The following is a 25,569-nucleotide window of genomic DNA, read 5'->3' as shown; positions in this document are numbered from 1 at the left end:
GTCATGAGAGGGCATTTTTTGTCGACATCTAACGAGTTGATCAGTGCGAAAGCCGCCACCGGTATTGTAGGCCTGGATGACATCCTCGCCGGGGGCTTGTCTCGCGGGCATGTCTTTTTGCTGGAGGGTGAACCCGGTACCGGCAAAACCACAGTCGCTTTGCATTTTCTCATGGCCGGCGCCAAAGCCGGCGAGCGCTCGTTGTACATCACGCTCTCGGAAACCGAGCGTGAACTGCGCCAAGGGGCGCTTTCCCATGGTTGGGAGCTGGACGAGAACATCCACATTTTCGAGCTGACACCCCCGGAAAGTCTGCTCAACGCTGAACATCAGCAGAGCCTGCTGTATTCCTCCGACCTGGAGTTGGGTGAGGCGACCAAGCAGATTTTCGAGGTGGTCGAACGCTTCAAGCCGACGCGAGTGGTACTCGACAGCCTGTCGGAGATCCGGTTGCTGGCGCAAAGCTCCTTGCGTTATCGCCGGCAGATTCTGGCGATCAAGCATTATTTCGTGCGTTACGACGCCACCGTGTTGCTGCTTGACGACCTGACCACCGAATCCCTCGACAAGACCGTGCACAGTGTCGCCCATGGGGTGATTCGTCTTGAAGAACTGACGCCTAACTACGGTGCCGAGCGCCGACGTATTCGCGTGATCAAATACCGTGGGCAAAAATACCGCGGCGGTTATCACGACTTCACCATCATGGGTGATGGCGTGCACGTATTCCCGCGCCTGGTAGCGGCGGAGCACCGTGGTGACTATCCGCGCCTGCAATTGACCAGCGGCATCAAAGAGTTGGATGCCTTGCTCGGCGGCGGTATCGAAACCGGCTCCAGCACCCTGATTCTTGGCCCGGCAGGTACGGGCAAATCATTGATATCGATGATTTTCGCCGCCGCTGCTGTGGCTCGCGGGGAAAAAGCCGCGCTGTTCATCTTCGACGAAGAGCTGGAACTGCTGTTCGAGCGCATGAGAAATATCGGCATCGATCTCAAGGCCCTGCGCGCCACCGGTAATCTGCTGATCGAGCAGGTTGACGCCGCCGAGTTGTCACCGGGTGAGTTCTCCCACCGCGTGCGTCGTTGCGTCGACGAGCGCCAGATCAAAACGGTGGTCATTGACAGCATCAACGGCTATCAGGCGGCGATGCCGGAAGAAAACGCTTTGGTGCTGCACATGCACGAGCTGCTGCTGTATCTCAACCGCAAAGGTGCGGCGACGTTCATGACAGTGGCCCAGCACGGTCTGGTTGGCGACATGCAGGCGCCGGTCGACATCACTTATCTGGCTGACACGGTGATTCTGTTGCGCTACTTCGAAGCCATCGGCAAAGTCCGCCGTGCGATATCCATTATCAAGAAACGCACCGGCAGCCATGAATCAACGATTCGTGAATACCGGATCTCGAAACAGGGCATGACCATCGGCGAACCATTGGAAGCCTTTCAAGGCGTGCTTCGCGGGGTGCCCACTTACCTCGGCGCGAGTAATCCACTGTTACAGGAACAAGGCTCGTGACAGTTGCGGTTCCGCTGTCCGAACGGGCGCTGATTCTGGCGCCCATGGGCCGCGACAGTCAGATTGCGCTGATGATTCTCAACGAGGCGGGTTACGGCGGCATGATCACCCCCGATCTCGCCACGCTGTGTACGCAACTGGAACCCGGTGCCGGGCTATTGTTGATTGCGGCAGAAGCATTACGCGGTCCGGAAATGGAGGCGTTGTTGCACTATCTGGAGCAACAACCGGCGTGGTCGGATCTACCGATTGTGCTGCTCACCCATCACGGCGGACAGGAGCAAGGCCCGTCTTCGCACCTCAGCGGCCTGTTGGGCAACGTGACTTTCCTTGAGCGCCCTTTTCACCCGGCCACCTTGGTCAGCCTGGTATCCGCTGCCTTGCGCGGTCGACGACGACAGTATGAAGCCCGCGACCGTCTGATCGATCTCAGTGAAAGTGAACGACGCCTGCAATCGACGCTGGAAACGCTTGAGCAACAGGTCGAGGAACGCACCGCCCAACTGCGGCACAACGAAGAAGCGTTGCGCCAGTCGCAGAAGATGGAAGCGGTCGGTCAGCTCACCGGCGGTATCGCCCACGACTTCAACAACATGCTTACCGGCATCATCGGCAGTCTTGAACTGCTGCGTCGGCGCCTGGCGCGAGGTCGCACCGAAGACCTCGACAGCCTGATCGATCTGGGTGTGACCTCCGCTAATCGTGCCGCCGGCCTGACGCATCGGCTTCTGGCGTTTTCGCGCAGACAATCGCTCGATTCTAAAGCCGTACAGATGAACACCCTGGTGCTGTCGATGAGCGAGCTATTGCAGCGCAGTCTCAACGAAAGCATTCAGCTGGACATGCGTCTTGACGACAAGTTGTGGGTCGCCGAAGCAGATCCCAATCAACTGGAAAGCGCCCTGCTCAACCTGGTGATCAATGCCCGCGACGCCATGCCCGAGGGCGGCAAACTGGTGGTCGAGACCAGTAATCAGGTACTGCACCGTGACTTTACTCAGGCCTACGCCAATCTTGAGCCTGGTGATTACGTGATGTTGAGCGTCACCGACAACGGCAGCGGCATGCCGCAGAGTGTGGTAAGCCGTGCATTCGATCCATTTTTCACCACCAAGCCGATCGGTCAGGGTACCGGTCTGGGCCTGTCGATGATCTACGGTTTCAGCAAGCAGTCGCGTGGGCACGTCTCGATCGACAGCGAAATCGATCAGGGCACGACGGTCAAACTTTACTTGCCGCGGTTCCGTGGCGAAGAACTCGAACTTCCCGTTTCCGATACCGAGCAGGCTCCCCAAGCCATAGATGGCGAGACCGTGCTGATCGTCGAAGACGACCCGGCCGTACGCGTGCTGGTCAGTGCTGTGCTCAGTGAATTGGGTTATGCATTTGTGGAGGCCGGAGACGCCGATAGTGCCCTGCCGATTCTCAACTCAGCGCAACGCATTGATCTGCTGATCAGCGACGTCGGTCTGCCGGGCATGAATGGTCGCCAACTTGCGGAAGTTGGTCGGCAATACCGGCCGGGTTTGAAGGTGTTGTTCATCACCGGCTACGCCGAACATGCGGCCGTGCGTGGCGGATTCCTCGACTCAGGAATGCAGATGATCACCAAGCCATTCACTTTCGACCTATTGACCGCCAAGGTGCGGGAGATGATCAAAAGCTGAAACCGCTGAAACACTGAAACTGTAGGAGCTGCCGAAGGCTGCGATCTTTTGATCTTGTTCTTGATCATCAACATCAAAAGATCGCAGCCTTCGGCAGCTCCTACAGGGCTTTACGCGAGCAACTCCTGAATCTTTTCCTGCAAGACATCCAGATCGAACGGTTTCTCCAGAATCGGCGCCTTGCGCGTAATCGGGCTGCCGGTCTCGCGGATTTCCTGCGGGTAACCGCTGATGAAAATCACCTTCAGATCAGGACGCAGCTTTACCGCAGGTTCAGCAATCTGCACGCCGGAAATACCGCCAGGCAGGCGAAAGTCGGTGATCAACATGTCCAGATGTGGCTTGCTCGCGAGAATTTCGAAGGCCTGCTCGCCGTTTTCGGCCTGCAGCACGCGATAGCCCTGGCCCGACAGGTAATCTGTCAGAACCATCAAGATAACCGGTTCGTCCTCGACGACGAGTACTACATCTTGCGCATCTACACTCATGGGAAGCCTTTGTTCGGTCAATAGCTGCTGATACGACCGTGTGGTCACTCAGAGGTTGCGTCGGATGTGCCGTTTTCCTCGACCGGCAGACAAACGCGAAACAGGGCGCCCTCGTTGATTTGACTCTCGACGACGATGGAACCGCCATGGGCGGTGACGATCTGCTCGGAAATGAACAGACCCAGTCCGAGGCCGGCCACTACCGTCTTGGCGGAGACCCGTTCGAACTGTTGGAAAATGCGCTTCTGGTTCTCTTCGCTGATGCCGATTCCGTGGTCCTGAACCTCGACCCGTGCCTGATTGCCCTGACGGTAGACGCGCACCTGAATCGGGCTTCTGCCACCGTAACGCAAGGCATTGGTCAACAGATTGGAAATGACCTGCTCGATGCGGAACTCATCCCAGCAACCCTCCACCGGATGCTCCGCTTCGAAGGAAACGGTGGTTTCCGCTGCCTCAATCTGCTGCGCGAAGTTCTGCAGCAGATTGCTGACCAACTGCACCAGATCAAAACGACTTGGACGGATCGACAGCTTGCCGGTGCGGATCCGCGACACGTCGAGCATGTCCTCTATCAGCCGGATCAGGCTTTTGATCTGTCGCTCATCGCGATCGACCATGGCGTGCATCTTGTCGAGGGTAAACGCTGCGGCGTTGTCCCGCGCCAGGTGCATCTTGCGCAATTGGGTTTCAAGTATCAGGCCGTTGAGCGGCGTGCGCACTTCGTGAGCGACGATTGACATGAAGTCATCGCGCATCCGCACCGCTTGCTCAAGTTCAAGCTGGGTGCTCTGCAACCGTTGCAGCAGTGCCTCCTGCTCGCGCCGGGCCTGCTCCAGGGCTTCGACCTGTTGCTTCATGGCTTTGCTCTGGCGGTACAGGTCGACAAACACATTGACCTTGCTTTTTACCGCGTGGATATCCAGCGGCTTGTGCAGGAAGTCCACCGCGCCGCTTTCGTAGCCTTTGAACGCGTAGTTCAGTTCACGGCCGGCGGCGCTGACGAAAATGATCGGGATGTTCTTGGTTTTCTCGGTACCGCGCATCAACTCCGCCAGTTCGAAGCCGTTCATGCCGGGCATCTGCACGTCGAGAATGGCCATGGCGAACTCGTGTTGCAGCAGCAGCGACAGTGCTTCGTCCGCCGACAGCGCTTTGTAAACAGTGCGGTCTTCGCGTTTGATCAGGGCTTCGAGAGCCAACAGGTTCTCGGGCAGATCGTCGACGATCAGCAGTTTTGCCTGGATATTACTCAGCATGCGATTCGTTCCAGCTCGACTAGCAGACGGCCGATGCCGTGAATGGGTAAGACATGATCCGGCGGCTGAATTTTCAGCGCGGCCAGAGGCATGGTGGCGACCTGAGCGTCTTCGGGGTCTTGCACGATGGTCAGCCCGCCATGGCGTTTGACCTGAGCAAGACCGCGCGCACCATCGTGATTGGCGCCCGTCAGCAACACAGCCGCCAGCCTGGTTCCGTAGACATCGGCGGCGGATTCGAAGAGGTAATCGATCGATGGCCGGGAATGATGAAGGCGGTCCTCAAGGCTCAAGGACAGACTGCGATCCTGTTCCACGGACAGGTGATAACCGGGGGTGGCGAAATACACCGTACCGGCCTCGATGTCCTGTTTGTCCGTCGCCTCTTGCACCGGCAGCAGCAGACGCCGGGCAAACACCTCGGCCAATTGGCTGCGGCGCTCTTCAGGCAAGTGCAGCACGATGATGATCGGCAACACAAACCCCTTGCGCAAAGGGCCAAGCAGATTCATCAATGCTTCGACACCACCTGCCGAAGCACCGACCACAATAGCCTCGATTCGAGGCAGCTCCGTGGTGTCGTTCATGATTTGCGGTAGATCCGTTCTTGTTTCACCAAGGGCTCGAACTGGTTGGCGTAGCTGGAAAAATCCAGCGTCTCTTTGCTGCCGAGCACCAGAAAACCGCGATGGCAAAGCGATTCATGGAACAGCCCGAACGCCCGATCCTGAAGTTTCTTGTTGAAGTAGATCAACACGTTGCGGCAAGAAATCAATTGGGTTTCCGAGAACACACTGTCGGTAGCCAGGCTGTGATCAGCGAACGTCACGTTTTCGCACAGGCTCTTGTCGAAAATCGCGTAACCATAAGCGGCGGTGTAGTAGTCGGCAAATGAACACTGCCCCCCGGCCTGCTGGTAGTTGGCGGTATAGGCACGGACGTTCTCCATCGAGAAAATCCCTTGCTTGGCCTTGTCCAGCGAGCGCGGATTGATGTCCGTAGCGTAAATGATCGTGCGATCAAGCAGGCCTTCTTCGCGCAGCAGAATCGCCATCGAATAGACCTCCTCGCCGGTGCTGCATCCGGCGATCCAGATTTTGATCGACGGATAGGTCCTGAGCAGCGGCACCACTTCCTTGCGAATCGCCAGAAAGTGCGACGGGTCGCGAAACATCTCGCTGACGGGAATCGTCAACAATTGCAGCAATTGCATGAACGCGGTCGGGTCGTGCAGGACTTTTTCCTGCAACGCCGAAATGGTCGCGCACTCGAACTGGCTCAACGCGTGTTGCACCCGGCGCTTGATCGAAGCGCCTGAGTAATCGCGAAAATCGTAGCTGTACTTGAGGTAGATTGCCTCGATCAACAGCCGCAATTCGATTTCACTGTTTCGTTCCACGGAGTGACTACGTTCCACTAAATGCGTTCCATCTTCGGTAACCACACGCGAATCAGCGAGAACAGGCGATCCAGGTCGATGGGCTTGGCCAGGTAATCATTGGCGCCCGCCTGCAGGCAGCGCTCCTGATCGTCCTTCATGGCCTTGGCCGTCACCGCGATGATCGGCAGTTTGCGCCAGCGCGGATCCTTGCGGATTTCAATGGTGGCTTCGAAACCGTCCATTTCCGGCATCATCACGTCCATCAACACCAGATCGATGTCCTCGACTTCATTGAGTCTTTCAATCGCCTCACGCCCGTTCCGGCCGATGACCACAACTGCACCTTTGGTCTCCAGGGCGCTGGTGAGGGCGAAAATGTTACGCACATCGTCGTCCACCAGCAGCACTTTGCGACCCTCGAAGACCTTGTCGCGGCTGCGCGCGGTCTTGAGCATCTTCTGCCGTTCATGGGACAACTGCGATTCGACTTTGTGCAAAAAGAGTGTGACCTCATCGAGCAGACGCTCCGGCGACCGTGCGCCCTTGATGATGATCGAACGCGAGTATTTGCGCAGGTCTGCCTCTTCATCGCGCGTCAGGTTACGACCGGTATAGACGATGACTGGCGGGAACGAGCAGATGTCTTCGGTGGACATGCGCTTGAGCAATTCATTGCCAAGCATGTCCGGCAGCTTCAGGTCGATGACCATGCAGTCGAAAATCGTCGTGCGCAGCAAATTCAGGGCGTCTTGCGCCAGGCCCACGGCGGTGATCTCGATGTCTTCGTCACCGATCAGCCGGGCGATGCTCTCGCGCTGCAGATCGTCGTCCTCGACCAACAACACTCGCTTGACCTTCTGGGTCAGTTTGGCTTCCAGACGGGCAAACACATCCTTGAGTTCCTCGCGGGTAGTCGGTTTGACCGCATAGCCAATGGCCCCCATGTGCATCGCCGCTTCGACGCGGTCCTCAACCGAAATCACATGCACAGGGATGTGGCGGGTTTCGGCGTGTTCCTTCAAGCGTTGCAACACGGTCAGACCGGAGTGATCCGGCAGGCGCATGTCGAGCAGGATCGCGTCCGGCACGTACTCGCGAGCCAGGTCGTAACCTTCATCGGCACCATGGGCAACCAGACACTGATAACCGAGTTCATGCGCCAGATCGTAGAGGATGTGCGCAAAGTTAGGCTCGTCCTCCACCACCAGGATGCAGCGAGTGGCGAAGGGAGCCTTGTCACGGTCATCGGCGAAACGCGGAATGTGCACCGGCGCCAACGGCGAAACCGAAACAGCAGGTGCAAGGGGCGCGGTCACCGCTGGTGCTGGCGGGCTGAAGGTCAACGGTGCGCTCGATACATCGCTGAGCTCGTTGTACTGCTGCGGCAGCACCAGCGTGAACACACTGCCCTGCCCCGGTACACTGCTGACGCTGATGGAACCGCCCAGCAAGGTCGCCAGATCCCTGGAGATCGACAGGCCGAGCCCGGTGCCGCCGTACTTGCGGTTGGTGGTGCCGTCAGCCTGGCGGAACGCTTCGAAGATGCTTTCCTGTTGATCGGCGGCAATGCCGATACCCGAATCGCGCACGATGAACGCGATGCGATCGTTGGGCTGACCGCTGATCGTCAGGCTGACCGCGCCTTGTTCGGTGAACTTGAGGGCGTTGGACAGCAAGTTCTTGATCACCTGTTCCAGGCGCTGGCGGTCGGTGAACAGCGTAGTCGGCGCGTCCGGTTGCAATGCGACGGTGAATGTCAGGCGTTTGTCCGCCGCCAGCGGTTCGAACACGCTGCGCAGGCCATCGGCCAGACGCGCGACGCTGGTGGTTTCCGGAATCACTTCAAGCTTGCCGGCCTCGACCTTGGAGATATCGAGGATGTCGTTGATCAAGTTGAGCAGATCGTTGCCGGCAGAGTAGATCGACTCGGCGAACTTGACCTGTTCGGCGCTGAGATTGTCCTGCGGGTTTTCCGCCAGCAACTTGGCCAGAATCAGCGAGCTGTTCAGCGGCGTGCGCAGTTCGTGGGACATGTTGGCGAGGAATTCGGACTTGTACTTGCTTGAGCGCTGCAGCTCTTCGGCGCGCTCTTCGAGCTGCACCTGAGCCTGATTCAGTTCGGTGTTTTTCAGGTCCATGGCGTCGCGTTGCTCGGCCAGGGTCTGCGCCTGCTCGGCCAGCTGCTCGTTGGTCTGCTCCAGTTCGACTTGCTGGGTCTCCAGATGCGCCTGGGACTCCTTGAGAATCCGCGATTGTTCTTCCAGCTCTTCGTTGGCGGTTTTCAGCTCTTCCTGCTGCACCTGCAACTCTTCGTTGAGCTGCTGGGTTTCGGCCAACACTTCCTGCAAGCGCTGACGATAGCGTGCAGCTTCAATGGAGGTACCAATGTTGCCGGCAATCAACTCCAGCAGTTCGATATCGCGATCATTGAGCGGCCGCAGGAAACCCAATTCGATCACGCCGTTGACCCGATCATCATCGCTGGTGGGCACCACCAGCACACTGTGCGGCAAGCCTTCACCCAGCCCGGAGCTGACTTTGAAGTAGTCGGACGGCACCGAATCGAGACGAATCAGCCGCGCCTGCTGCGCCACTTGGCCGACGATGCCCTCGCCGCTGTAGATCGACTGTTCCTGCTCTTCCTGCTCACGGGAGAAGCCATAAGTCGCCACACGCTTGAGGCCGCCGTGCTCTTCACGCACATACAGCGCGGCTACGGCGGTGCCGAGGTATTGCGCACAGAATTGCAGAATATTGCGCCCCAACAGATTCAGCGTCAGTTGTCCCAGCACCTGTTCGGCCAGTTCGGTCTGACCATTGCGCAACCACGCCTGCTGTTCCAGACGCACGGCACTGGCTTGCTGTGCGGCCAGATTGGCACCGTAGTTGGTCGACAGATTGACCAGATCACGTCGGCCAATATAAGCCAGCAAACCACTGATACCGGCAATGAACAGCAGGTACAGGCTGATGCTCCAGATTGTGGTGCGGCGCACCTCTTCATTGCGCGTCGTGCGCAAGACCTGTTCGGTCTCGATAACGTCTTCGAATTGCTTGCGGATTTCGTCCGTCAGGCGCTTGCCACGCCCGGCCTTGACCGCGCCCCGGTAATCGCCGCTGGAGCGCTGCAGATCGATCATCGATTGCGCGTAATTGGCCCACTCGGTCTGCAACGCCTGGAGGCGGCGCAGACGATCGGTTTGCACCGGATTGTCGGCAGTCAGTTCGAGCAAGGTATTGAGCGCCACGGTGATACGCGGCTTGGCCGTCTCGTAAGGGTCGAGGAAGTGCTCGTCGCCGCTGAGCAGAAAACCACGCATGCCGGTTTCCAGGTCCACAGTGAGCTTCACCGCTTCATTGGCGTTATTGATCACTCGGTCGGTGTGCTCCACCCACTGGATAACCGACAGCAGATAAGTGATCAGCGACACGAAGAACACGGCACTGAGTAGACCGACGCCCAATGGCAGACTGATGTTGCGACTCAGGAGTTTGCGAAACCGTTGCTCATCAACCGTAGACGGAGAGGACATGGGGCAGCCTTGTCGAACTGTTGAAAACCCGAGAGTTTGCCCCAAAACGGTGGTATGGATCCATTTTTCTCACAGCTTTGGCAGCAAATTCCTACATTTGCTCGCGTCTAGAGCCACGCCAACAGTTATCCTTGCCTGTCCATTTGCAGTGAATGTTTTTTGTATCAAACCGGGAACTTATGGCCATGCGCCACTTACTCATGCATGAGCCCGGCAGATTCGACCGGCCGATACCCCTGAATTTCTATCTTTGAGAGCCTCTATTATGTCCACCCCAGCGTCCATCATCCTTGTAGTAGAAGACGATGCCATTGTGCGCATGCTGATCGTCGATGTGCTGGAGGAGTTGGAGTACAAGGTGCTGGAGGCTGACGGCAGCGAACAGGCGCTGGAGTTTCTCAATGACAAGAACCAGAACATTGATTTGATGATGACCGATGTAGGTTTGCCGGGTATGGATGGTCGTGAGTTGGCGACTCAGGCACGCATCGTGCGCCCCGCCCTGCCAATCCTGTTTGCCAGTGGTTACGCTGAAAGTATCGAAGTGCCCGAAGGCATGCAGGTCATCGGCAAACCCTTTTCGATCGATCAATTGCGCGACAAAGTAAAAAGCATCACTCAATAAACAAGTCAACGGACCGCCCCTTTCAAACAACTTCAAGGGGCAGTCCGGCCTCATATTTTCGCGAATAAAATACAAGCTGGCGAGCTGTTGAAAAACACACTCACATAATGCTTCTTGATAAACGCAGCCCAACAAAAGAGGATCACTCAAACATACAAACCAAAATAAACGAATTTATTATGACCCTAAAACTTTCAAACTCCCTGAATCAACGTTACTTATCCCGACCTGCCCCTTCTTCTAACCGTCACCGTGAATACGTTGCAAGCGATAACCGTGAACGAGAGGAAGTGATATATAAACTCAAGCAGCGCTCAGCACATCTTGCTCCTGCGCAAAGAATTTCACTGGAAGGCGCAAAACTTTCTGTGGAGTCGGGATCGTCACTTGAAGACGCCCTGCTTCCCGGCAGACAGCTATTGCAACTGATGTCCGAACAAGACTCCTTCAAAAGACTACTGGGCACGCTAAGACTTTCCGAGCACTCAGACTTTGAAGTGACCGCTGAAGGCGAAATAAATGCAAAGCACTCCGGTGCGATCGTGAGTTTTGCAAACGCCTTCAAACTTTCCCCTGATCTGAAAGATGATCTGCAGACACTGGTTGAAATGGCCCATTTGACCGGTGGCAAAATTTCCACCGCAGACGAAGTTGATTTAGCACAATGGCTGGCTTTCCACGGTTACTTGACCCCTCGCCATGCCGCCGACGTTTACCGGTTACTGGCATTCATGCAAGCTGCCCCTCCTGCAAGCCCAGAGTTGAGTAACTATTGGGAAATGATAAAGACTGGAGAAGGCAACTCGGCGACGCTTACTGCAACTGAGCGCAGTGAGTTCCGCAAACTCATCACCAGTTACATCAAGGATCAATCGTTACTGGAGCATTTGTCGGAGAGCATTTTTGGCGGACGAACTGCGCCCTTCACACGTGCCGAGGCTGAGGACATTATCAAGGCACTTGTTTCCAGCCCCATCGCTGCTGACTGGGCCGACGCTTACGTACGGGATCTTGACTGGTACGGCGCGCGCGACAACCAACCGCAATCGGAAACGTCGCGCAAGCAGATTGTCCTGACTTCGCTGCTGCTCAATCTTCATCCTCAAGTCGGAGAAGATGTACCGCGAAATCATGTTGCCGGTTTCGATTTGTATGCTGCCAAGCATATGGAAAAGTCCTTCGCCGAGATTCAAACCGATTTCGAGAATCACCTGATCGAGCACCACAGGGTGAGTAAAAAGAATGCAGCATTGGCCGCTCACTTGCTGCTGGCGGAGCCTGCGCCGGAATTTCTGGTCAAAGGTCTACCTGCCACCCTGCTAGTGGGAACGCCGCAATGCGTGGAATTTTGCCGAATCGTGGCGGTGCAAGAAATCATAGCGCCAGGCTCGACTCGATCCATGACTTACGCGCAATTGCAGCAACTTTCGACACTGGAACCAGTGACCGAATCGCGCAAGATGCTCGACGCTTTGGCCGCCGTGGATCCTGTGATTGATTGGGCAGTGCTCAACAAAATCGTCACGCCTGATGACGTCGAAAAATCAGTCACTGACTCACTGAAAGTCGCCACGGACGCCTACGCCCGACACGCGAGGACGCTTGCCGAAAACGCTGAAACACTGACGCGTCAACTGCCAACCCGCAAAAGCGTGGCACTGGATATCCTCAAGCAGGTCGCCAAGGGTTGCACTTACCTTGAAAGCGACGTCCTTCAGCAAACGCGCAATCGACCGCTGGAAGACGCTTACATTTCGCTAAAAATGTCACCTGTCGAGTTGCATATGTCCAACGACTTGGCGACCGGCAATTGGGATTTGAAAAAAGGGGAAAGCATCTATACAGCGTTCCCCAACATGCGCGGTAATCTGGTTTCTCCCGACGATGAGTTCTACCGTCAGTTCAATCGGGCCTATCTGGCGTATGCGCAAGCGATGAATACGCATTTGAAGCAAGCATTTACTTCAATGCCATTGCTCGACCGGATTCGATTGCTCAAGGGCAAGGTGACGATGTTCACCGTCAGGCCCTCGGTCGCCAGACTCCAATCGATTACCGGTATCTCGGCCAATCCTATCGCGACGACCCTTGACGCCATTCTGAAAACGACTGAGCGCAAACCGACGGAAAGTCATAAAGAAATAGATGAAGCAAAGGGTCGCTACGGCGTAGTGGTCTGCTGCGAGTTCGAAGGCCGGGTGACCTGTTACGAATTATTCACGCTGCACGGCGTCTGTCGCGAAAACACCGAGTTGGCCAAGCTTGTGCAAAGGGAAAATCTGTTGAGCGCTCCCGCTCGCAGCAATGAGACGAATTACTCTGCGCCTGCGAAAGTTCATCAACTGCCGATGAACATCGAGTGTTATACCCATGGTGTAACGCCCGGTCTCGTGGACGTCAGTTCGGGGGTGATCGACAAAGTTGCCGAGTTGTCAGCCGTCGCGCCACTGTCGCCAATAAATGGGTACTACCAGAGCTTCTACTCGACAGAGTTCGACCGTCTGGTGAACTTCGTACTCAAGCACAGACCCGTCGCGACTTACGATGAGTTGGTCAAAGAGTGCTGGGGCCAGACCCGGCTTGAAGCATTGCGTGCAAAACGGGAAAAGGACCTGGACACGTTTCTCAACTTTGTCGTGCCCTTCAAGTCATGCATCGAAGATCTCGGTTCAGACGACATCGAGCGACAATTGGACGGAGCCAAGGCGTGCACCCTGGAAGCCGCGATGACCATTCTGTTAGTGGTCGGAGCCATCGCAAAGATTGCCAGCCTGGCCGCCACGAGCATGAGTATCGCCACCAAGGCCAGCAAGATAGCTTCGACAGGCGCTGGATTGATCAGCAACTTGCTCAATCCGCTGGATGGCGCAACCGATTTGCTTGTGAATGGTGCCAAACTTTTGCGTAAAGGCTGGCACAGCAGTGTGGCTGCCCTCGAAAGCGCCATTTACGATGCGCGCAAATGGTCGGGAAAGACGCCCTATCACGCACTTTCGAAGGCTGTCGATCCAGACACTATCCGCCTGGGCATCCGACAAACTGCGCAAGAATCCGCAGACGTGTTCCAGGTTTGGGGCATACGCCACAGTGATGAATGGTACGCGTTGAACCGTTTGGGCGAACCATGGGGAGCCAAAATGGACAGTCTGAATTACAAGTTCAAACTGCCTTCCCTACCTTGGCGCAAGCTCATGCCAAAAAGTTACACCAAACGCTATTTGAAAAAAGCAATCCCCGCCGCCAAAACCAAACTCAACAATGCCATCGCCTTGTTGGGCGACTCGGAATGGGAATTCGAAGTTCGCAAGATTCTTACTTATGTGTTTGGTACTGGGTCTGACGAAGCCGTAAAGCACATAGGGTCGAGACTGCAGGCAATGCGCAAGGATCTGGATGCTTTCACGCTCGCAAACGTATCATTCAAAAGAACCAATGTGCCTGCGGTGGCAGCCTTGAATGTGCCCGATTACAAACAATGGAAAAAGGCAGTCGTCAAGGGCACCGTACATCAGGAATCAATCAAAAGGTTCATCAAGATTTTTCCGGAACATCTGGATGATCTATATCGCACATCCAAATACGACGAAACCCGGATAGCGGATGTTCTGATCCATGAGATGTCCCATGGCGCACCCGGCACACTCGATCTGTATTACGGAAAGCCCCTGGAATACGCGCAAACCGATGTGGCTTCTCTGATTGATCTCGCACGAAACCCGCGCATGGTCGATCCGACGTTCTCCAATCCTTACAGAACAGTGAGCACGGACAGCTTCACCCATCTGCATCAGTTTGATTCCATTCGTCCGAGTCTTCCGACTTTGATTCAGAAGCACCCGGCTCTGTACAACGCAGACTCTTACGAAATAGCGGTTTCTTTGATTGATCAAATCAAATCCGATCCAGCTGGATTTGGCATAAACATCTCGACCCTCGACTCAGCGCTGAAAAATTCCGCAGCCGAACCATTCCTCGGCACTCTGGGCCTCAACCTGGGCAAAGCGTAGGTCTTACCTGTATTTCCGCCACCGGGCCTGATTGATAACCGGGTGCAAGCAACCACCACTGTGGTTTAATTGCGCCCTTTTTTCGCCCACGCTTTGCTGCATAGGATCACTGCTAATGACTCAGCCCGTTACCAAAGTCCTGGTCATCGGATATGTCTGGCCCGAACCGCGCTCGTCCGCCGCCAGTGGCCACGTCATGCAGATCCTCGAAACGTTTTTGCAACAGGGTTGGGACATCACCTTCAGCAGTCCCGCCGGCCCCGGCGAACATAAGGCAGATCTATCTGCGTTGGGTATTCGCGAAGTATCCATTGAACTCAACAACAGCAGTTTCGACGTATTCATCAGTGAACTGGCGCCGGATATTGTGCTGTTCGACCAGTTCATGATGGAGGAGCAGTTCGGCTGGCGGGTTGAAAAGCACTGCCCCGAGGCCCTGCGTGTGCTGGAAACCTCCGACCTGCAGAGCCTGCGACATGCCCGCCATCAGCGGCTCAAGGACCGCCTGAAAGCCAACAGCGATCAGGACGACTTCAGCGAGCTGTTTGCGCCGGCATTGCGCGAAGAGTTTGAGTTGATGGCCGATACTGATCTGGCCAAACGGGAAATCGCGGCGCTGTACCGCTGCGATCTGAACCTGATGATTTCCGAAGTGGAAATTGACTTGCTGGTCGAACAATTCGGCTTGCCACGTCAATTGTTGCATTGGTGCCCACTGATGATTGACCTGCCAGGTGCCCCCCCTGCGGCCTTCACCGATCGAGCGCACTTTGTAAGCATCGGCAACTTCCGGCACGCGCCCAACTGGGATGCGGTGCTCTGGATGAAATCCATCGTCTGGCCACTTATACGTCAGCAATTGCCGCAAGCGCAGTTGCACATCTATGGCGCATACACACCGCCCAAGGCCACGGCGTTGCATAATGCTGCGCAGGGCTTTCATGTGATGAACTGGGCCGAAGACGCGTTGCAGGTCATGTCCGCCGCACGGGTTTGCCTGGCCCCGCTGCGCTTCGGCGCCGGTATAAAGGGCAAACTGGTTGACGCCATGCTGTGCGGCACACCGAGTGTCACCACCCCCATTGGAGCGGAGGGCATGCATGCCGGTCAGCCGTGGCCCGGTGCCGTTGCGCTTTCGGCGACCGAGTTGGCCAACCAGGCCGTTCGCCTCTATCAGGATGAAACGCAGTGGCAGGCGAGCCAATTGGCGGCAAACACCTTGCTCGGCGAGCGCTACCAACGGGCAGTGCATGGTCAGGCGCTGATCGAAAAGCTGCGTGATTGCCAACTGAACTTGCCGACACTCAGAGCCAATAACTTTATCGGCAGCATGTTGCGGCATCATGCGCACAAAAGTACTCAATATATGGCGCAATGGATTGAAGCAAAAAACCGCAATACTTCGCCAACGTGACGATCAGTAACCGGTCGTGACGACACACACTGCATAACTACCGATATTGGCCAAACAAATATCAAGCGCTATAACCATCCGCTCTCGCATCAATAATGACTTTCATTACTCACTTGTGCCGGATGGATAACATGACGCAACTCAACAGACAAATACTGCCTCTTTACGAGTGGATGAATGCAGCCCCGGAAATCGACACACTTTCACTCAATGAGCTGACATTGCCAGGCACCCATAACGCCGGTTGCGACCTGGAAGCCGACTATTCCAATGTATTCACGCGTAACTGGTTCGCCTGCCAGGACGTATCCTTTTACAGTCAGCTCAACCGCGGTGCCCGGGCGCTTGATGTGCGCCTGGTTTACAACCCCCATGCGAACGGGCTTGAAAAGTTCCGGTTTGTACACGACAAGACCTGGTCTTCGCGCACGCTGGCCGACCTTATTCGTGACATTAAAGCGTTTCTCGAGAGAAGTTTTAATGAGTTCATCATTTTGGACTTTCACAAAATCGAACACGGCGCTGAACCCTTCGATTTCAAATACTTCAATGAGGTAATGAAGGTGCAACTGGGTGAGCACATCATCCCCACCGGCAACAGACACCTGACACTTGGTCAATTAAAGGACGTCAGCCGACTTCAGCGTGTGCTGGTCACCGGACCTGCCAACCGCCACCTGGACCGAACCGTCTTCGGTGCGCAAATAACCCATCAATGGGCCGGCAGTGACTTTCTGAAAGTTGTCGGAGATACCCTGGAGCAGATAGCTCAACCCCAACACACGCGCCTGCAGGCGTTCATTGCCAGAGTGTTGGCTGAGCCTCCTGAGAAGTCGGCACCCTGGTCGCTGTCGGCAGCCATCTATGACGCTGGCGGGCCTGTCAGAATGCTTGATCAGCTCGACACGTGGTTCGATCCAGACAACAGTGACTGGGCAGAAAAATGCAGCATTATCAACTTCGATTTCATAAAAAACTCAAAACTCGTTTATTTCTGCTATCAGGCGAATATCAAGAAGGCCTTTGAAAAATCCCGAGGGCATTCTTCCTATATCCTCCGCCATTCAAACAGCTGATAAACAGTAAACCAAGCGAATCATGTTCGCCAAGTAACATACAAAAAACACTTGGCGGCATTACCTAGCGCACGCCCGCATCCACCGATACACGAATTGCATTAAACAAAGCATTGGCCAAACAAGCCCCAGACACTATAAACATCCTGCGCGCACAACTTCTATAACTTTACGCAGGACAATGAAATGCTTAACACCAAACTCGAAAACATTCCACTTAATCAATGGATGTCCGCCATCCCGCAACTTGATAACTTGTCCCTTTTTGAACTGACACTGCCTGGAACGCATAATGCGGGCTGTGACTGGAAAGCCTCGTACGCATTGCTTCCAGGCAAAAACCTCATCGCCTGCCAGGATGATTCTTTCTACGCGCAACTCAACCTCGGTGCCCGAGCACTGGATGTTCGCCTGGAGTATCACGACAAAGCCAAAGGTTTCAGTCAGTTCCGTTTTCAGCACAACGGGTATCTTACTTCGCGAACCCTTGAAGATCTTGTTCGCGATGTCAACAGATTCCTCTCGGAAAGACCGGATGAATTCATTATCCTCGACTTTCATGAACTGAAAAAAGGTGACAGTGAGTTCAACTTCATCAAGTTCAGGGATTTGATGCTGCAACATCTTGGTGAACGGATGATTCCCAGCCATAACGTGTACCGCTCACTTGGCCAGCTCAAACAATCAAGTGCTCTGCAAAGAGTCCTGGTTACAGCGTCGATGCCGTGGAACGCAAACGACAATCGGTTTTACTCACCAATCAACCACAAATGGATCGGCCAAAGCCTTGTCAGCACCACTGACCTGCACCAATTCATTACAAAGGTAATGGCCGAGCCCAGGAGCAGGCAACACCTCTGGTCGCTCTCTGCTACGTGTTTTACGTTTCCCGGCGGGCCAAAGCGAATTCTTAATGATCTGGACACCTGGTTCTCCCCGGACAGGACAGGCTGGGCGAAGCTGTGCAACATCATCAATTTCGATTTTATTAAAGACTCGAAAATTGTCTTTTATTGCTGTCTGGCCAATCTTGAGAAAGCTAACGAGAAGGCGCAGTAACGCTGCGCGTGCAGTCTGATTGAGTCAGCTCCATGGAATGCCCTCGCAACGAACTGGCGCACGCCACGGCAAACGAGGCATGATCGGCGGGCGATAACAAAAAAGCTGCCCGCCATGACCCGAACCGCCCGCGTGACCGACCCTTCATACGAGTTGATGGATGACCATAACGGGTTGTCCATCATCTACCGCCAGCACGGCTTCCCCTGCCCGCTGGTACGTTGGCATTTCCACAAGGAATACGAACTGCATCTGATCGTCGCCAGCGCCGGAAAGGTGTTCATCGGCGACTACATCGGCAACTTTTATCCCGAAACCCTGTTTCTCACCGGGCCCAATCTGCCGCACAACTGGATCAGCCAGGTAGCTGAAGACGAAGTGGTTGAAAAGCGCGACATGCTGGTCAACTTCACCGATGAATTGTTCGAAGACGGCCATCAGGTTTTCGCCGAACTCAAATCCCTTGCACCGCTGCTGGAACGTGCGCAGTACGGTATCGAATTCCGCTGCAAGCACACGATTCGCCAGGCCATGACGCTGATGCAGCGCATTGCCGATTCCAGAGGCATTACCCGCCTCGGCCACTTCTTTATCCTGATGGAATTGCTCGCTGCGAGTGACGACTATCAATTGCTCTCGGGCGCCACTAACACGCAACTGGCCGATGAACACAATATCGACCGCACCAACCGCGCCGTGGACTACATCTTTGCGCACTACGCCCGGGATATTTCACTGGAGGAAGTCGCGGAACATCTGGGTATGACACCCACTTATTTCAGCCGAGTGTTCAAACAGGCCACTGGGCGCAACTTCATCGAGTTCGTCAATCGCCTGCGCATCAGCAAATCCTGTGAACTGCTGGCTGACGGCGATAAACCGGTGACCGATGTGTGTTTCGAATCCGGCTTCAACAACATTTCCAACTTCAATCGGCGCTTTCAGCAGCTCAAGGGCATGACGCCGTCGCATTATCGACGGCTCGCGGTGCAGCGCCTGACCGAACAGAACCACCACTGACAACGCAATTCCACTGTAGGACTGAGCCTGCTCGCGATAGCGGTGTGACAGCTTGCAGAAATGTTGGCTGACATTCCGCTATCGCGAGCAGGCTCACTCCTACAAGGGGCTGTGTCGACATCAGAAACCTGTACGCATTCGATAGCACCTCGGCGTTGAAACGCCCTTCCCTGCGTTTAGTCAGCAAAAGCCCAGTGCAAAAAAGTATCGATAAAAGTGCTAGGGATGATTTGTCAGCCCTGCGATTGAAGGCTGTAATCAGTGCACATTCTTCCTGTCGTCGGAAGACACAAAAACAATAACTGTCCTTCTGCCTCCCACCGGACGCAGAAAAGGAGTGCACGATGCAACCCACTGCAAAAGCTCTGCTTGCCCTCACCTGCATGACCCTCAGCAGCGTCAGCCTTGGCGCCCAGACCCTGACCATCGCCACCGTCAACAACAGCGACATGATCCGCATGCAAAAGCTCTCGAAAACCTTCGAGGCCGAGCATCCGGACATCAAACTCAATTGGGTGGTGCTCGAAGAAAACGTTCTGCGCCAACGCCTGACCACCGACATCGCCACTCAGGGCGGTCAGTTCGACGTGTTGACCATCGGCATGTACGAAGCGGCACTGTGGGGCGCAAAGGGTTGGCTCGAACCGATGAAGGATCTGCCGGCCAGTTACGCCCTCGACGATGTGTTCCCGTCGGTGCGTGAAGGCCTGTCGGTCAAGGGTTCGCTGTACGCCCTGCCGTTTTACGCGGAAAGCTCGATCACCTATTACCGCACCGACCTGTTCAAGGATGCCGGCCTGACCATGCCCGAGCGTCCGACTTGGGAAGAGATTGCCGGTTTCGCCGAAAAGCTCACGAAAAAGGACAAGGAACAGTACGGCATCTGCCTGCGCGGCAAGGCCGGCTGGGGCGAGAACATGGCGCTGATCACCACCGTCGCCAACGCCTATGGCGCGCGCTGGTTCGATGAGCAGTGGAAACCGGAATTCAGCGGCCCTGAGTGGAAAAACGCGCTGAACTTCTATGTCGACACCATGAAGAAATCCGGCCCGCCGGGCGCTTCCAGCAACGGTTTCAACGAAAACCTCGCACTGTTCAACAGCGGCAAATGCGCGATGTGGGTCGATGCCAGCGTCGCCGGCTCGTTCGTCACCGACAAGACCCAGAGCAAGGTTGCCGATCATGTCGGCTTCACCTTCGCCCCGCATCAAGTGACTGACAAAGGCTCGGCCTGGCTGTACTCGTGGGCGCTGGCGATTCCGACCAGTTCCAAAGCCAAAGACGCCGCGAAGCAATTCAGCGCCTGGGCAACCTCCAAAGAATATGGCGAACTGGTGGCCAAAACTGACGGCATCGCCAACGTACCGCCAGGCACCCGCGCCTCGACCTACAGCGATGCCTACATGAGCGCCGCGCCGTTTGCCAAGGTCACGCTCGAATCGCTGAAAGCGGCTGACCCGAGCAAGCCAACGCTGAAACCGGTGCCGTACATCGGCATTCAACTGGTGACCATTCCTGAGTTCCAGGCAGTGGGGACGCAGGTCGGCAAGCTATTCTCGGCGGCGCTGATCGGCCAAACCACGGTGGATCAGGCCCTGACTGCCGCGCAGCAAACCACTGAACGCGAGATGAAGCGCGCCGGTTATCCCAAGTAACCGCTGAACGACTTGCTCCTGCCTCCTGTGGGAGCGAGCCTGCTCGCGAAGGCGTCGTGCCAGCCAAAACACATGGCACTGATCCAGCGCTTTCGCGAGCAGGCTCGCTCCCACATGGGATCTCCATAGGTCTGTATGACTCGGTTGTGATCACCATGAATACTTCAACTGCCAAAGCCCACCTCGACCTGACGCCACCTGCGCGCAAGGTCCGCGTACGCAATCCCGGCTGGTTTCTGGTCAGCCCTTCGGTGGCCCTGTTGCTGCTGTGGATGATCGTGCCGCTGGGCATGACCATCTACTTCTCGATGATCCGCTACAACCTGCTCTACCCCGGTGAGAACGAGTTCGTCGGGCTGGAGAACTTCACCTACTTTCTGACCGACTCGGGCTTCATGCCCGGTGCCACCAACACGCTGTTGCTGGTCGGTAGCGTGTTGCTGATCAGTGTTGTGTTGGGCGTGTTGATCAGTGCGTTGCTGGAGGCCAGCGAATTTCTCGGTCGCGGCATCGTGCGGGTCATGCTGATTTCGCCGTTCTTCATCATGCCCACGGTCGGTGCGTTGATCTGGAAGAACCTGATCTTCCATCCGGTCTCGGGGATCCTCGCCTACATCTGGAAGCTGTTCGGCGCGCAACCGGTGGACTGGCTCGCACACTACCCGCTGCTGTCGATCATCATCATTGTTTCGTGGCAATGGCTGCCCTTCGCCATCCTGATTCTGATGACCGCGATGCAGTCGCTGGACCAGGAACAGAAAGAAGCCGCGCGCCTCGACGGTGCCGGGCCGATCGCGATCTTCTGGCACCTGACCCTGCCGCATCTGGCACGACCGATTGCCGTGGTGGTGATGATCGAAACGATCTTCCTGCTGTCGGTGTTCGCTGAGATTTTCACCACCACCAACGGCGGCCCCGGCTACGCCTCGACCAACCTCGCCTACCTGATCTACAACCAGGCGCTGGTGCAGTTCGACGTCGGCATGGCGTCGGCGGGCGGCTTGATTGCTGTGGTCATCGCCAACATCGCCGCGATCATTCTGGTGCGGATGATCGGCAAAAACCTGACTGACAAAGCCTGAGGCCTGCCATGACTCTTCAACAATCCCGCCGGCTGCAAAGCCTGCTGCTCGGCACCCTGGCCTGGGCCATCGCCATCGTGATTTTCTTCCCGATCTTGTGGATGGTGATGACCAGTTTCAAAACCGAAATCGACGCGTTCGCCACGCCGCCGCAATTCATTTTCACGCCGACGCTGGAGAACTACCTGCACATCAACGAGCGCAGCGACTACTTCAGCTTCGCCTGGAACTCGGTGGTGATTTCCTTCAGCGCCACCGCTTTGTGCCTGCTGATCGCGGTGCCGGCGGCGTACTCGATGGCGTTTTACGAAACCCAACGCACCAAAGGCACGCTGCTGTGGATGCTCTCGACCAAGATGCTGCCGCCGGTGGGCGTGCTGATGCCGATCTACCTGCTGGCGAAAAGCTTCGGCCTGCTCGACACGCGCATCGCACTGATCGTGATCTACACGCTGATCAACCTGCCGATCGTGGTCTGGATGGTTTACACCTACTTCAAGGACATCCCCAAAGACATCCTCGAAGCCGCCCGCCTCGACGGCGCCACACTGTGGCAGGAAATGGTCCGCGTGCTGCTGCCGATCGCCAAGGGCGGCCTCGCCTCGACCGTGCTGCTGTCGTTGATTCTGTGCTGGAACGAGGCGTTCTGGTCGCTGAACCTGACCTCGTCGAAAGCCGCGCCACTGACCGCGTTGATCGCCTCGTATTCGAGTCCTGAAGGCTTGTTCTGGGCCAAATTGTCGGCGGTGTCGACGCTGGCCTGTGCGCCGATCCTGATCTTCGGCTGGATCAGCCAGAAACAACTGGTGCGCGGCCTCTCCTTTGGCGCCGTGAAATGAAGATCCCGAACCCAACACATTCCCCTGTAGGAGTGAGCCTGCTCGCGAAAGCGGAGTGTCATTCAACCCTGATGGCGACTGACACGGCCCCTTCGCGAGCAGGCTCGCTCCCACAAAAAAGCCTGCAAGGCTCATACGAATAACAACATTGTGGAGGCCCATCCTCATGGCCAACCTGAAAATCAAGAATCTGCAAAAAGGCTTCGAAGGCTTCTCCATCATCAAAGGCATCGACCTGGAAGTGAACGACAAGGAATTCGTGGTCTTCGTCGGCCCGTCGGGCTGCGGCAAATCCACCCTGCTACGCCTGATTGCCGGCCTGGAAGAAGTCAGCGACGGCACCATTGAACTGGATGGCCGCGACATCACCGAAGTCAGCCCGGCCAAGCGCGATCTGGCGATGGTGTTTCAGACCTACGCGCTGTATCCGCACATGACCGTGAAAAAGAACATGTCGTTCGCCCTCGATCTGGCCGGCGTGCCGAAAGCCGAAGTCGAGAAGAAAGTCGGCGAAGCGGCGCGCATTCTCGAGCTCGGGCCGATGCTTGAGCGCAAGCCGAAACAGCTCTCCGGTGGCCAGCGTCAACGCGTTGCGATTGGCCGCGCCATCGTGCGCAATCCGAAAATCTTCCTCTTCGATGAACCGCTGTCCAACCTCGACGCCGCGCTGCGCGTGCAGATGCGCCTGGAGCTGCTGCGCCTGCACAAAGACCTGCAAGCGACGATGATCTACGTCACCCACGATCAGGTCGAAGCGATGACCATGGCCGACAAAGTCGTGGTGCTCAATGGCGGCAAGATCGAACAGGTCGGCTCGCCACTGGACCTCTATCACAACCCGGCGAACCTGTTCGTCGCCGGGTTCCTCGGCACGCCGAAAATGGGCTTCCTCAAAGGCAAGATCGCCCGCGTCGACGGCCAAAGCTGCGAAGTGTCGCTGGACGCCGGCACGCGCATCACCCTGCCGTTCAACGCCGCCAACCTCAGTGTCGGCAGCGCCGTGACGTTGGGCATTCGCCCGGAACATCTGGAGCTGGCGCAAGCGGGCGACTGCACGCTGCAAGTCACCGCTGACGTCAGCGAACGCCTGGGCAGCGACACCTTCTGCCACGTCACCACCAACGCCGGCGAAGCCCTGACCATGCGCGTGCGCGGTGATCTGGCCAGCCGTTACGGCGAACAGCTGAGCCTGCACCTCGACCCGGCGCACTGCCATTTATTCGATGCCGAAGGTATCGCGTTGACCCGTCCGCTGCGTGCTGCGGCCTGATTTCGAGAATTCCCGATGAAACTCAACCAACAGAATCTCCATCGTCTGGCCAGCGAAGTACAACTGCCGGCCTACAGCCTCAACGACACGCGTCAAGGCATCGCACACATTGGTGTCGGCGGCTTCCACCGCGCGCATCAGGCGTATTACACCGATGCGCTGATGAACACCGGCGAAGCCCTCGACTGGGCGATTTGCGGTGTCGGCCTGCGCGCTGAGGACCGCCGCGCCCGCAGTGACCTCAAGGAACAGGATTACCTGTTCACCCTGTTCGAACTCGGCGACGGCGACGACACCGAAGTCCGCGTGATCGGTGCGATTCGCGACATGCTGCTGGCCGAGGACGACGCTCAGGCGTTGATCGACAAACTCGCCGATCCGCAAATCCGCATCGTCTCGCTGACCATCACCGAGGGCGGTTACTGCATTGACGACAGCAACGGCGAATTCATGGCGCACTTGCCACAGATCCAACACGATCTGGCCCATCCCGATGCACCGAAAACCGTGTTCGGTTTCTTGTGTGCAGCCCTGGAAAAACGCCGCGCGGCAGGCATCCAGGCGTTTACCGTGATGTCTTGCGATAACCTGCCGCACAACGGCGCCGTGACGCGCAAGGCGTTGCTGGCATTTGCCACACTGCGCAACAGCAATCTGTGCAGCTGGATCGACGCCAACGTCAGTTTCCCCAACGCCATGGTCGATCGCATCACACCGATGACCAGCACTGCCCATCGCCTGCAACTGGCCGACAAACACGGCGTCGACGATGCCTGGCCGGTGGTCTGCGAGCCGTTCGTGCAATGGGTGCTGGAAGACAAATTCGTCAACGGTCGCCCGGCCTGGGAAAAGGTTGGCGTGCAATTCACCGACGATGTTTCGCCCTATGAAGAAATGAAGATCAAACTGCTCAACGGCAGCCACCTGGCGCTGACCTATCTGGGCTTTTTGAAGGGTTATCGGTTTGTTCATGAAACCATGAACGACCCGCTGTTCGTACGTTATATGCGCGCCTATATGTATCTCGACGTGACCCCGCAACTGGCGCCGGTGCCGGGCATTGATCTGACCGATTACAAAAACACGCTGGTGGCGCGCTTCTCCAATCAGGCGATTGCCGATCAGCTGGAGCGGGTGTGTTCGGACGGCTCGTCGAAGTTTCCCAAATTCACCATTCCGACGATCAACCGGTTGATTGCTGATGGGCAGGAGACCAAGCGCGCGGCGTTGGTGGTGGCGGCTTGGGCGTTGTATTTGAAGGGGGTCGATGAGAATGGCGATACCTATTCGATCCCGGATCCGCGCGCGGCGTTTTGTCAGGCGTTGGTCGCGGACGATGCTTTAATTACGCAGCGGTTGTTGGCGGTCGAGGAGATTTTCGGCACGGCGATTCCGCGTTCGGCGGAGTTTGTGGCGGCGTTTGAGTGGTGCTGCAACAGTTTGCGTGAAGAGGGTGTGACGCGGACTTTGCAGCGGATTCTGGATTGAAAAGCCCCTCACCCTAGCCCTCTCCCAAAGGGAGAGGGGACTGACCGAGTGGTTTGTACACCTTACATCGACCTGAAAGTCCGGAGTTGAACTCAGGTTTTGAACAGCTCCGGTTTGATAGAACCGGAGTCGAACTCAGGTTTTGAACAGCCCCGGTTTGAGAGAACCGGAGTCGAACTCAGGAT

General features: G+C 56.4%; 18 protein-coding genes. 13 read left to right on the top strand and 5 right to left on the bottom strand.

The window, feature by feature from the left end; translation table 11 throughout:
- Positions 1 to 18 precede the first annotated feature (18 nt).
- Both HU718_RS14515 and HU718_RS14510 read left to right on the top strand, forming a co-directional pair.
- Positions 19 to 1,521: an ATPase domain-containing protein gene (locus HU718_RS14515; RefSeq protein ID WP_095120875.1), complete on the top strand. Its 1,503-nt coding sequence runs from the start codon at positions 19 to 21 to the stop codon at positions 1,519 to 1,521.
- Positions 1,518 to 3,188, top strand: a complete 1,671-nt coding sequence (locus tag HU718_RS14510; RefSeq protein WP_186615966.1) for an ATP-binding protein — start codon at positions 1,518 to 1,520, stop codon at positions 3,186 to 3,188. Before HU718_RS14515 ends, HU718_RS14510 begins: the two co-directional genes overlap by 4 nt.
- 110 nt (positions 3,189 to 3,298) lie before the next feature.
- Here the strand turns inward: HU718_RS14510 and HU718_RS14505 are convergent, their stop codons facing one another.
- Genes HU718_RS14505 through HU718_RS14485 form a run of 5 tightly spaced genes read right to left on the bottom strand, consistent with a single transcriptional unit; the run spans position 3,299 to position 9,849 of the window.
- Entirely contained in the window at positions 3,299 to 3,676 is a 378-nt protein-coding gene (locus HU718_RS14505; RefSeq protein ID WP_003225116.1) for a response regulator, read from the bottom strand.
- Between the two features lie 44 nt (positions 3,677 to 3,720).
- The gene (locus HU718_RS14500) at positions 3,721 to 4,935 is read right to left on the bottom strand and encodes a hybrid sensor histidine kinase/response regulator (protein ID WP_016987303.1); all 1,215 of its coding nucleotides are present in this window, start codon (positions 4,933 to 4,935) and stop codon (positions 3,721 to 3,723) included.
- On the bottom strand, positions 4,929 to 5,522 hold the full coding sequence (locus HU718_RS14495; RefSeq protein ID WP_186615965.1) for a chemotaxis protein CheB: 594 nt from the start codon (positions 5,520 to 5,522) through the stop codon (positions 4,929 to 4,931). Before HU718_RS14495 ends, HU718_RS14500 begins: the two co-directional genes overlap by 7 nt.
- Positions 5,519 to 6,352 (bottom strand): CheR family methyltransferase, encoded by an 834-nt coding sequence (locus tag HU718_RS14490; protein ID WP_095120878.1) that lies wholly within the window; start codon positions 6,350 to 6,352, stop codon positions 5,519 to 5,521. The genes HU718_RS14495 and HU718_RS14490 overlap by 4 nt, the downstream gene beginning before the upstream one ends.
- A complete protein-coding gene (locus tag HU718_RS14485) occupies positions 6,352 to 9,849 on the bottom strand; it encodes a response regulator (RefSeq protein WP_186615964.1) in 3,498 nt (1,165 codons plus the stop codon). The genes HU718_RS14490 and HU718_RS14485 overlap by 1 nt, the downstream gene beginning before the upstream one ends.
- A 265-nt stretch (positions 9,850 to 10,114) precedes the next feature.
- On the opposite strand from HU718_RS14485, the gene HU718_RS14480 reads away from it, so the two are divergent.
- The 11 genes from HU718_RS14480 (at position 10,115) to HU718_RS14430 (ending at position 25,384) form a co-directional block, all read left to right on the top strand.
- Positions 10,115 to 10,474 carry a response regulator gene (locus HU718_RS14480; protein ID WP_150706597.1) on the top strand — a complete coding sequence of 120 codons (360 nt, stop codon included), beginning with the start codon at positions 10,115 to 10,117 and terminating at the stop codon, positions 10,472 to 10,474.
- 179 nt (positions 10,475 to 10,653) lie between these two features.
- Entirely contained in the window at positions 10,654 to 14,481 is a 3,828-nt protein-coding gene (locus tag HU718_RS14475) for a M35 family metalloendopeptidase (protein ID WP_225936862.1), read from the top strand.
- A gap of 115 nt (positions 14,482 to 14,596) precedes the next feature.
- Positions 14,597 to 15,895 carry a glycosyltransferase gene (locus HU718_RS14470; RefSeq protein ID WP_186615963.1) on the top strand — a complete coding sequence of 433 codons (1,299 nt, stop codon included), beginning with the start codon at positions 14,597 to 14,599 and terminating at the stop codon, positions 15,893 to 15,895.
- Between the two features lie 131 nt (positions 15,896 to 16,026).
- Positions 16,027 to 16,971 carry a phosphatidylinositol-specific phospholipase C domain-containing protein gene (locus HU718_RS14465; protein WP_150706595.1) on the top strand — a complete coding sequence of 315 codons (945 nt, stop codon included), beginning with the start codon at positions 16,027 to 16,029 and terminating at the stop codon, positions 16,969 to 16,971.
- A gap of 186 nt (positions 16,972 to 17,157) precedes the next feature.
- Complete coding sequence (locus HU718_RS14460; RefSeq protein ID WP_095120884.1) at positions 17,158 to 18,030, top strand: phosphatidylinositol-specific phospholipase C domain-containing protein; 873 nt, start codon at positions 17,158 to 17,160, stop codon at positions 18,028 to 18,030.
- A 114-nt stretch (positions 18,031 to 18,144) separates the two neighbouring features.
- Positions 18,145 to 19,050, top strand: coding sequence for an AraC family transcriptional regulator (locus HU718_RS14455; RefSeq protein WP_186615962.1), 906 nt, complete (start codon positions 18,145 to 18,147; stop codon positions 19,048 to 19,050).
- Between the two features lie 344 nt (positions 19,051 to 19,394).
- Positions 19,395 to 20,705 carry an ABC transporter substrate-binding protein gene (locus tag HU718_RS14450; protein WP_186615961.1) on the top strand — a complete coding sequence of 437 codons (1,311 nt, stop codon included), beginning with the start codon at positions 19,395 to 19,397 and terminating at the stop codon, positions 20,703 to 20,705.
- 155 nt (positions 20,706 to 20,860) lie between these two features.
- The gene (locus HU718_RS14445; RefSeq protein WP_186615960.1) at positions 20,861 to 21,787 is read left to right on the top strand and encodes a carbohydrate ABC transporter permease; all 927 of its coding nucleotides are present in this window, start codon (positions 20,861 to 20,863) and stop codon (positions 21,785 to 21,787) included.
- Positions 21,788 to 21,795: 8 nt separating this feature from the next.
- Positions 21,796 to 22,626 carry a carbohydrate ABC transporter permease gene (locus HU718_RS14440; RefSeq protein WP_095120887.1) on the top strand — a complete coding sequence of 277 codons (831 nt, stop codon included), beginning with the start codon at positions 21,796 to 21,798 and terminating at the stop codon, positions 22,624 to 22,626.
- Positions 22,627 to 22,792: 166 nt separating this feature from the next.
- Positions 22,793 to 23,896: an ABC transporter ATP-binding protein gene (locus tag HU718_RS14435; RefSeq protein ID WP_186615959.1), complete on the top strand. Its 1,104-nt coding sequence runs from the start codon at positions 22,793 to 22,795 to the stop codon at positions 23,894 to 23,896.
- Between the two features lie 15 nt (positions 23,897 to 23,911).
- Entirely contained in the window at positions 23,912 to 25,384 is a 1,473-nt protein-coding gene (locus HU718_RS14430; RefSeq protein ID WP_186615958.1) for a mannitol dehydrogenase family protein, read from the top strand.
- The last annotated feature ends 185 nt before the right edge of the window (positions 25,385 to 25,569 follow it).

The sequence above is a fragment of the Pseudomonas tensinigenes genome, assembly GCF_014268445.2.
GTDB classification, from domain to species: Bacteria; Pseudomonadota; Gammaproteobacteria; order Pseudomonadales; family Pseudomonadaceae; genus Aquipseudomonas; species Aquipseudomonas tensinigenes.
This window is presented reverse-complemented; position numbering and strand designations above follow the sequence as displayed.

Coding starts and splice junctions, on each gene's coding strand:
- HU718_RS14505 (WP_003225116.1), bottom strand. CDS start 3,676: ATGAGTGTAGATGCGCAAGATGTAGTACTCGTCGTCGAGGACGAACCG.
- HU718_RS14500 (WP_016987303.1), bottom strand. CDS start 4,935: ATGCTGAGTAATATCCAGGCAAAACTGCTGATCGTCGACGATCTGCCC.
- HU718_RS14495 (WP_186615965.1), bottom strand. CDS start 5,522: ATGAACGACACCACGGAGCTGCCTCGAATCGAGGCTATTGTGGTCGGT.
- HU718_RS14485 (WP_186615964.1), bottom strand. CDS start 9,849: ATGTCCTCTCCGTCTACGGTTGATGAGCAACGGTTTCGCAAACTCCTG.
- HU718_RS14480 (WP_150706597.1), top strand. CDS start 10,115: ATGTCCACCCCAGCGTCCATCATCCTTGTAGTAGAAGACGATGCCATT.
- HU718_RS14475 (WP_225936862.1), top strand. CDS start 10,654: ATGACCCTAAAACTTTCAAACTCCCTGAATCAACGTTACTTATCCCGA.
- HU718_RS14470 (WP_186615963.1), top strand. CDS start 14,597: ATGACTCAGCCCGTTACCAAAGTCCTGGTCATCGGATATGTCTGGCCC.
- HU718_RS14465 (WP_150706595.1), top strand. CDS start 16,027: ATGACGCAACTCAACAGACAAATACTGCCTCTTTACGAGTGGATGAAT.
- HU718_RS14460 (WP_095120884.1), top strand. CDS start 17,158: ATGCTTAACACCAAACTCGAAAACATTCCACTTAATCAATGGATGTCC.
- HU718_RS14455 (WP_186615962.1), top strand. CDS start 18,145: ATGACCCGAACCGCCCGCGTGACCGACCCTTCATACGAGTTGATGGAT.
- HU718_RS14450 (WP_186615961.1), top strand. CDS start 19,395: ATGCAACCCACTGCAAAAGCTCTGCTTGCCCTCACCTGCATGACCCTC.
- HU718_RS14445 (WP_186615960.1), top strand. CDS start 20,861: ATGAATACTTCAACTGCCAAAGCCCACCTCGACCTGACGCCACCTGCG.
- HU718_RS14440 (WP_095120887.1), top strand. CDS start 21,796: ATGACTCTTCAACAATCCCGCCGGCTGCAAAGCCTGCTGCTCGGCACC.
- HU718_RS14435 (WP_186615959.1), top strand. CDS start 22,793: ATGGCCAACCTGAAAATCAAGAATCTGCAAAAAGGCTTCGAAGGCTTC.
- HU718_RS14430 (WP_186615958.1), top strand. CDS start 23,912: ATGAAACTCAACCAACAGAATCTCCATCGTCTGGCCAGCGAAGTACAA.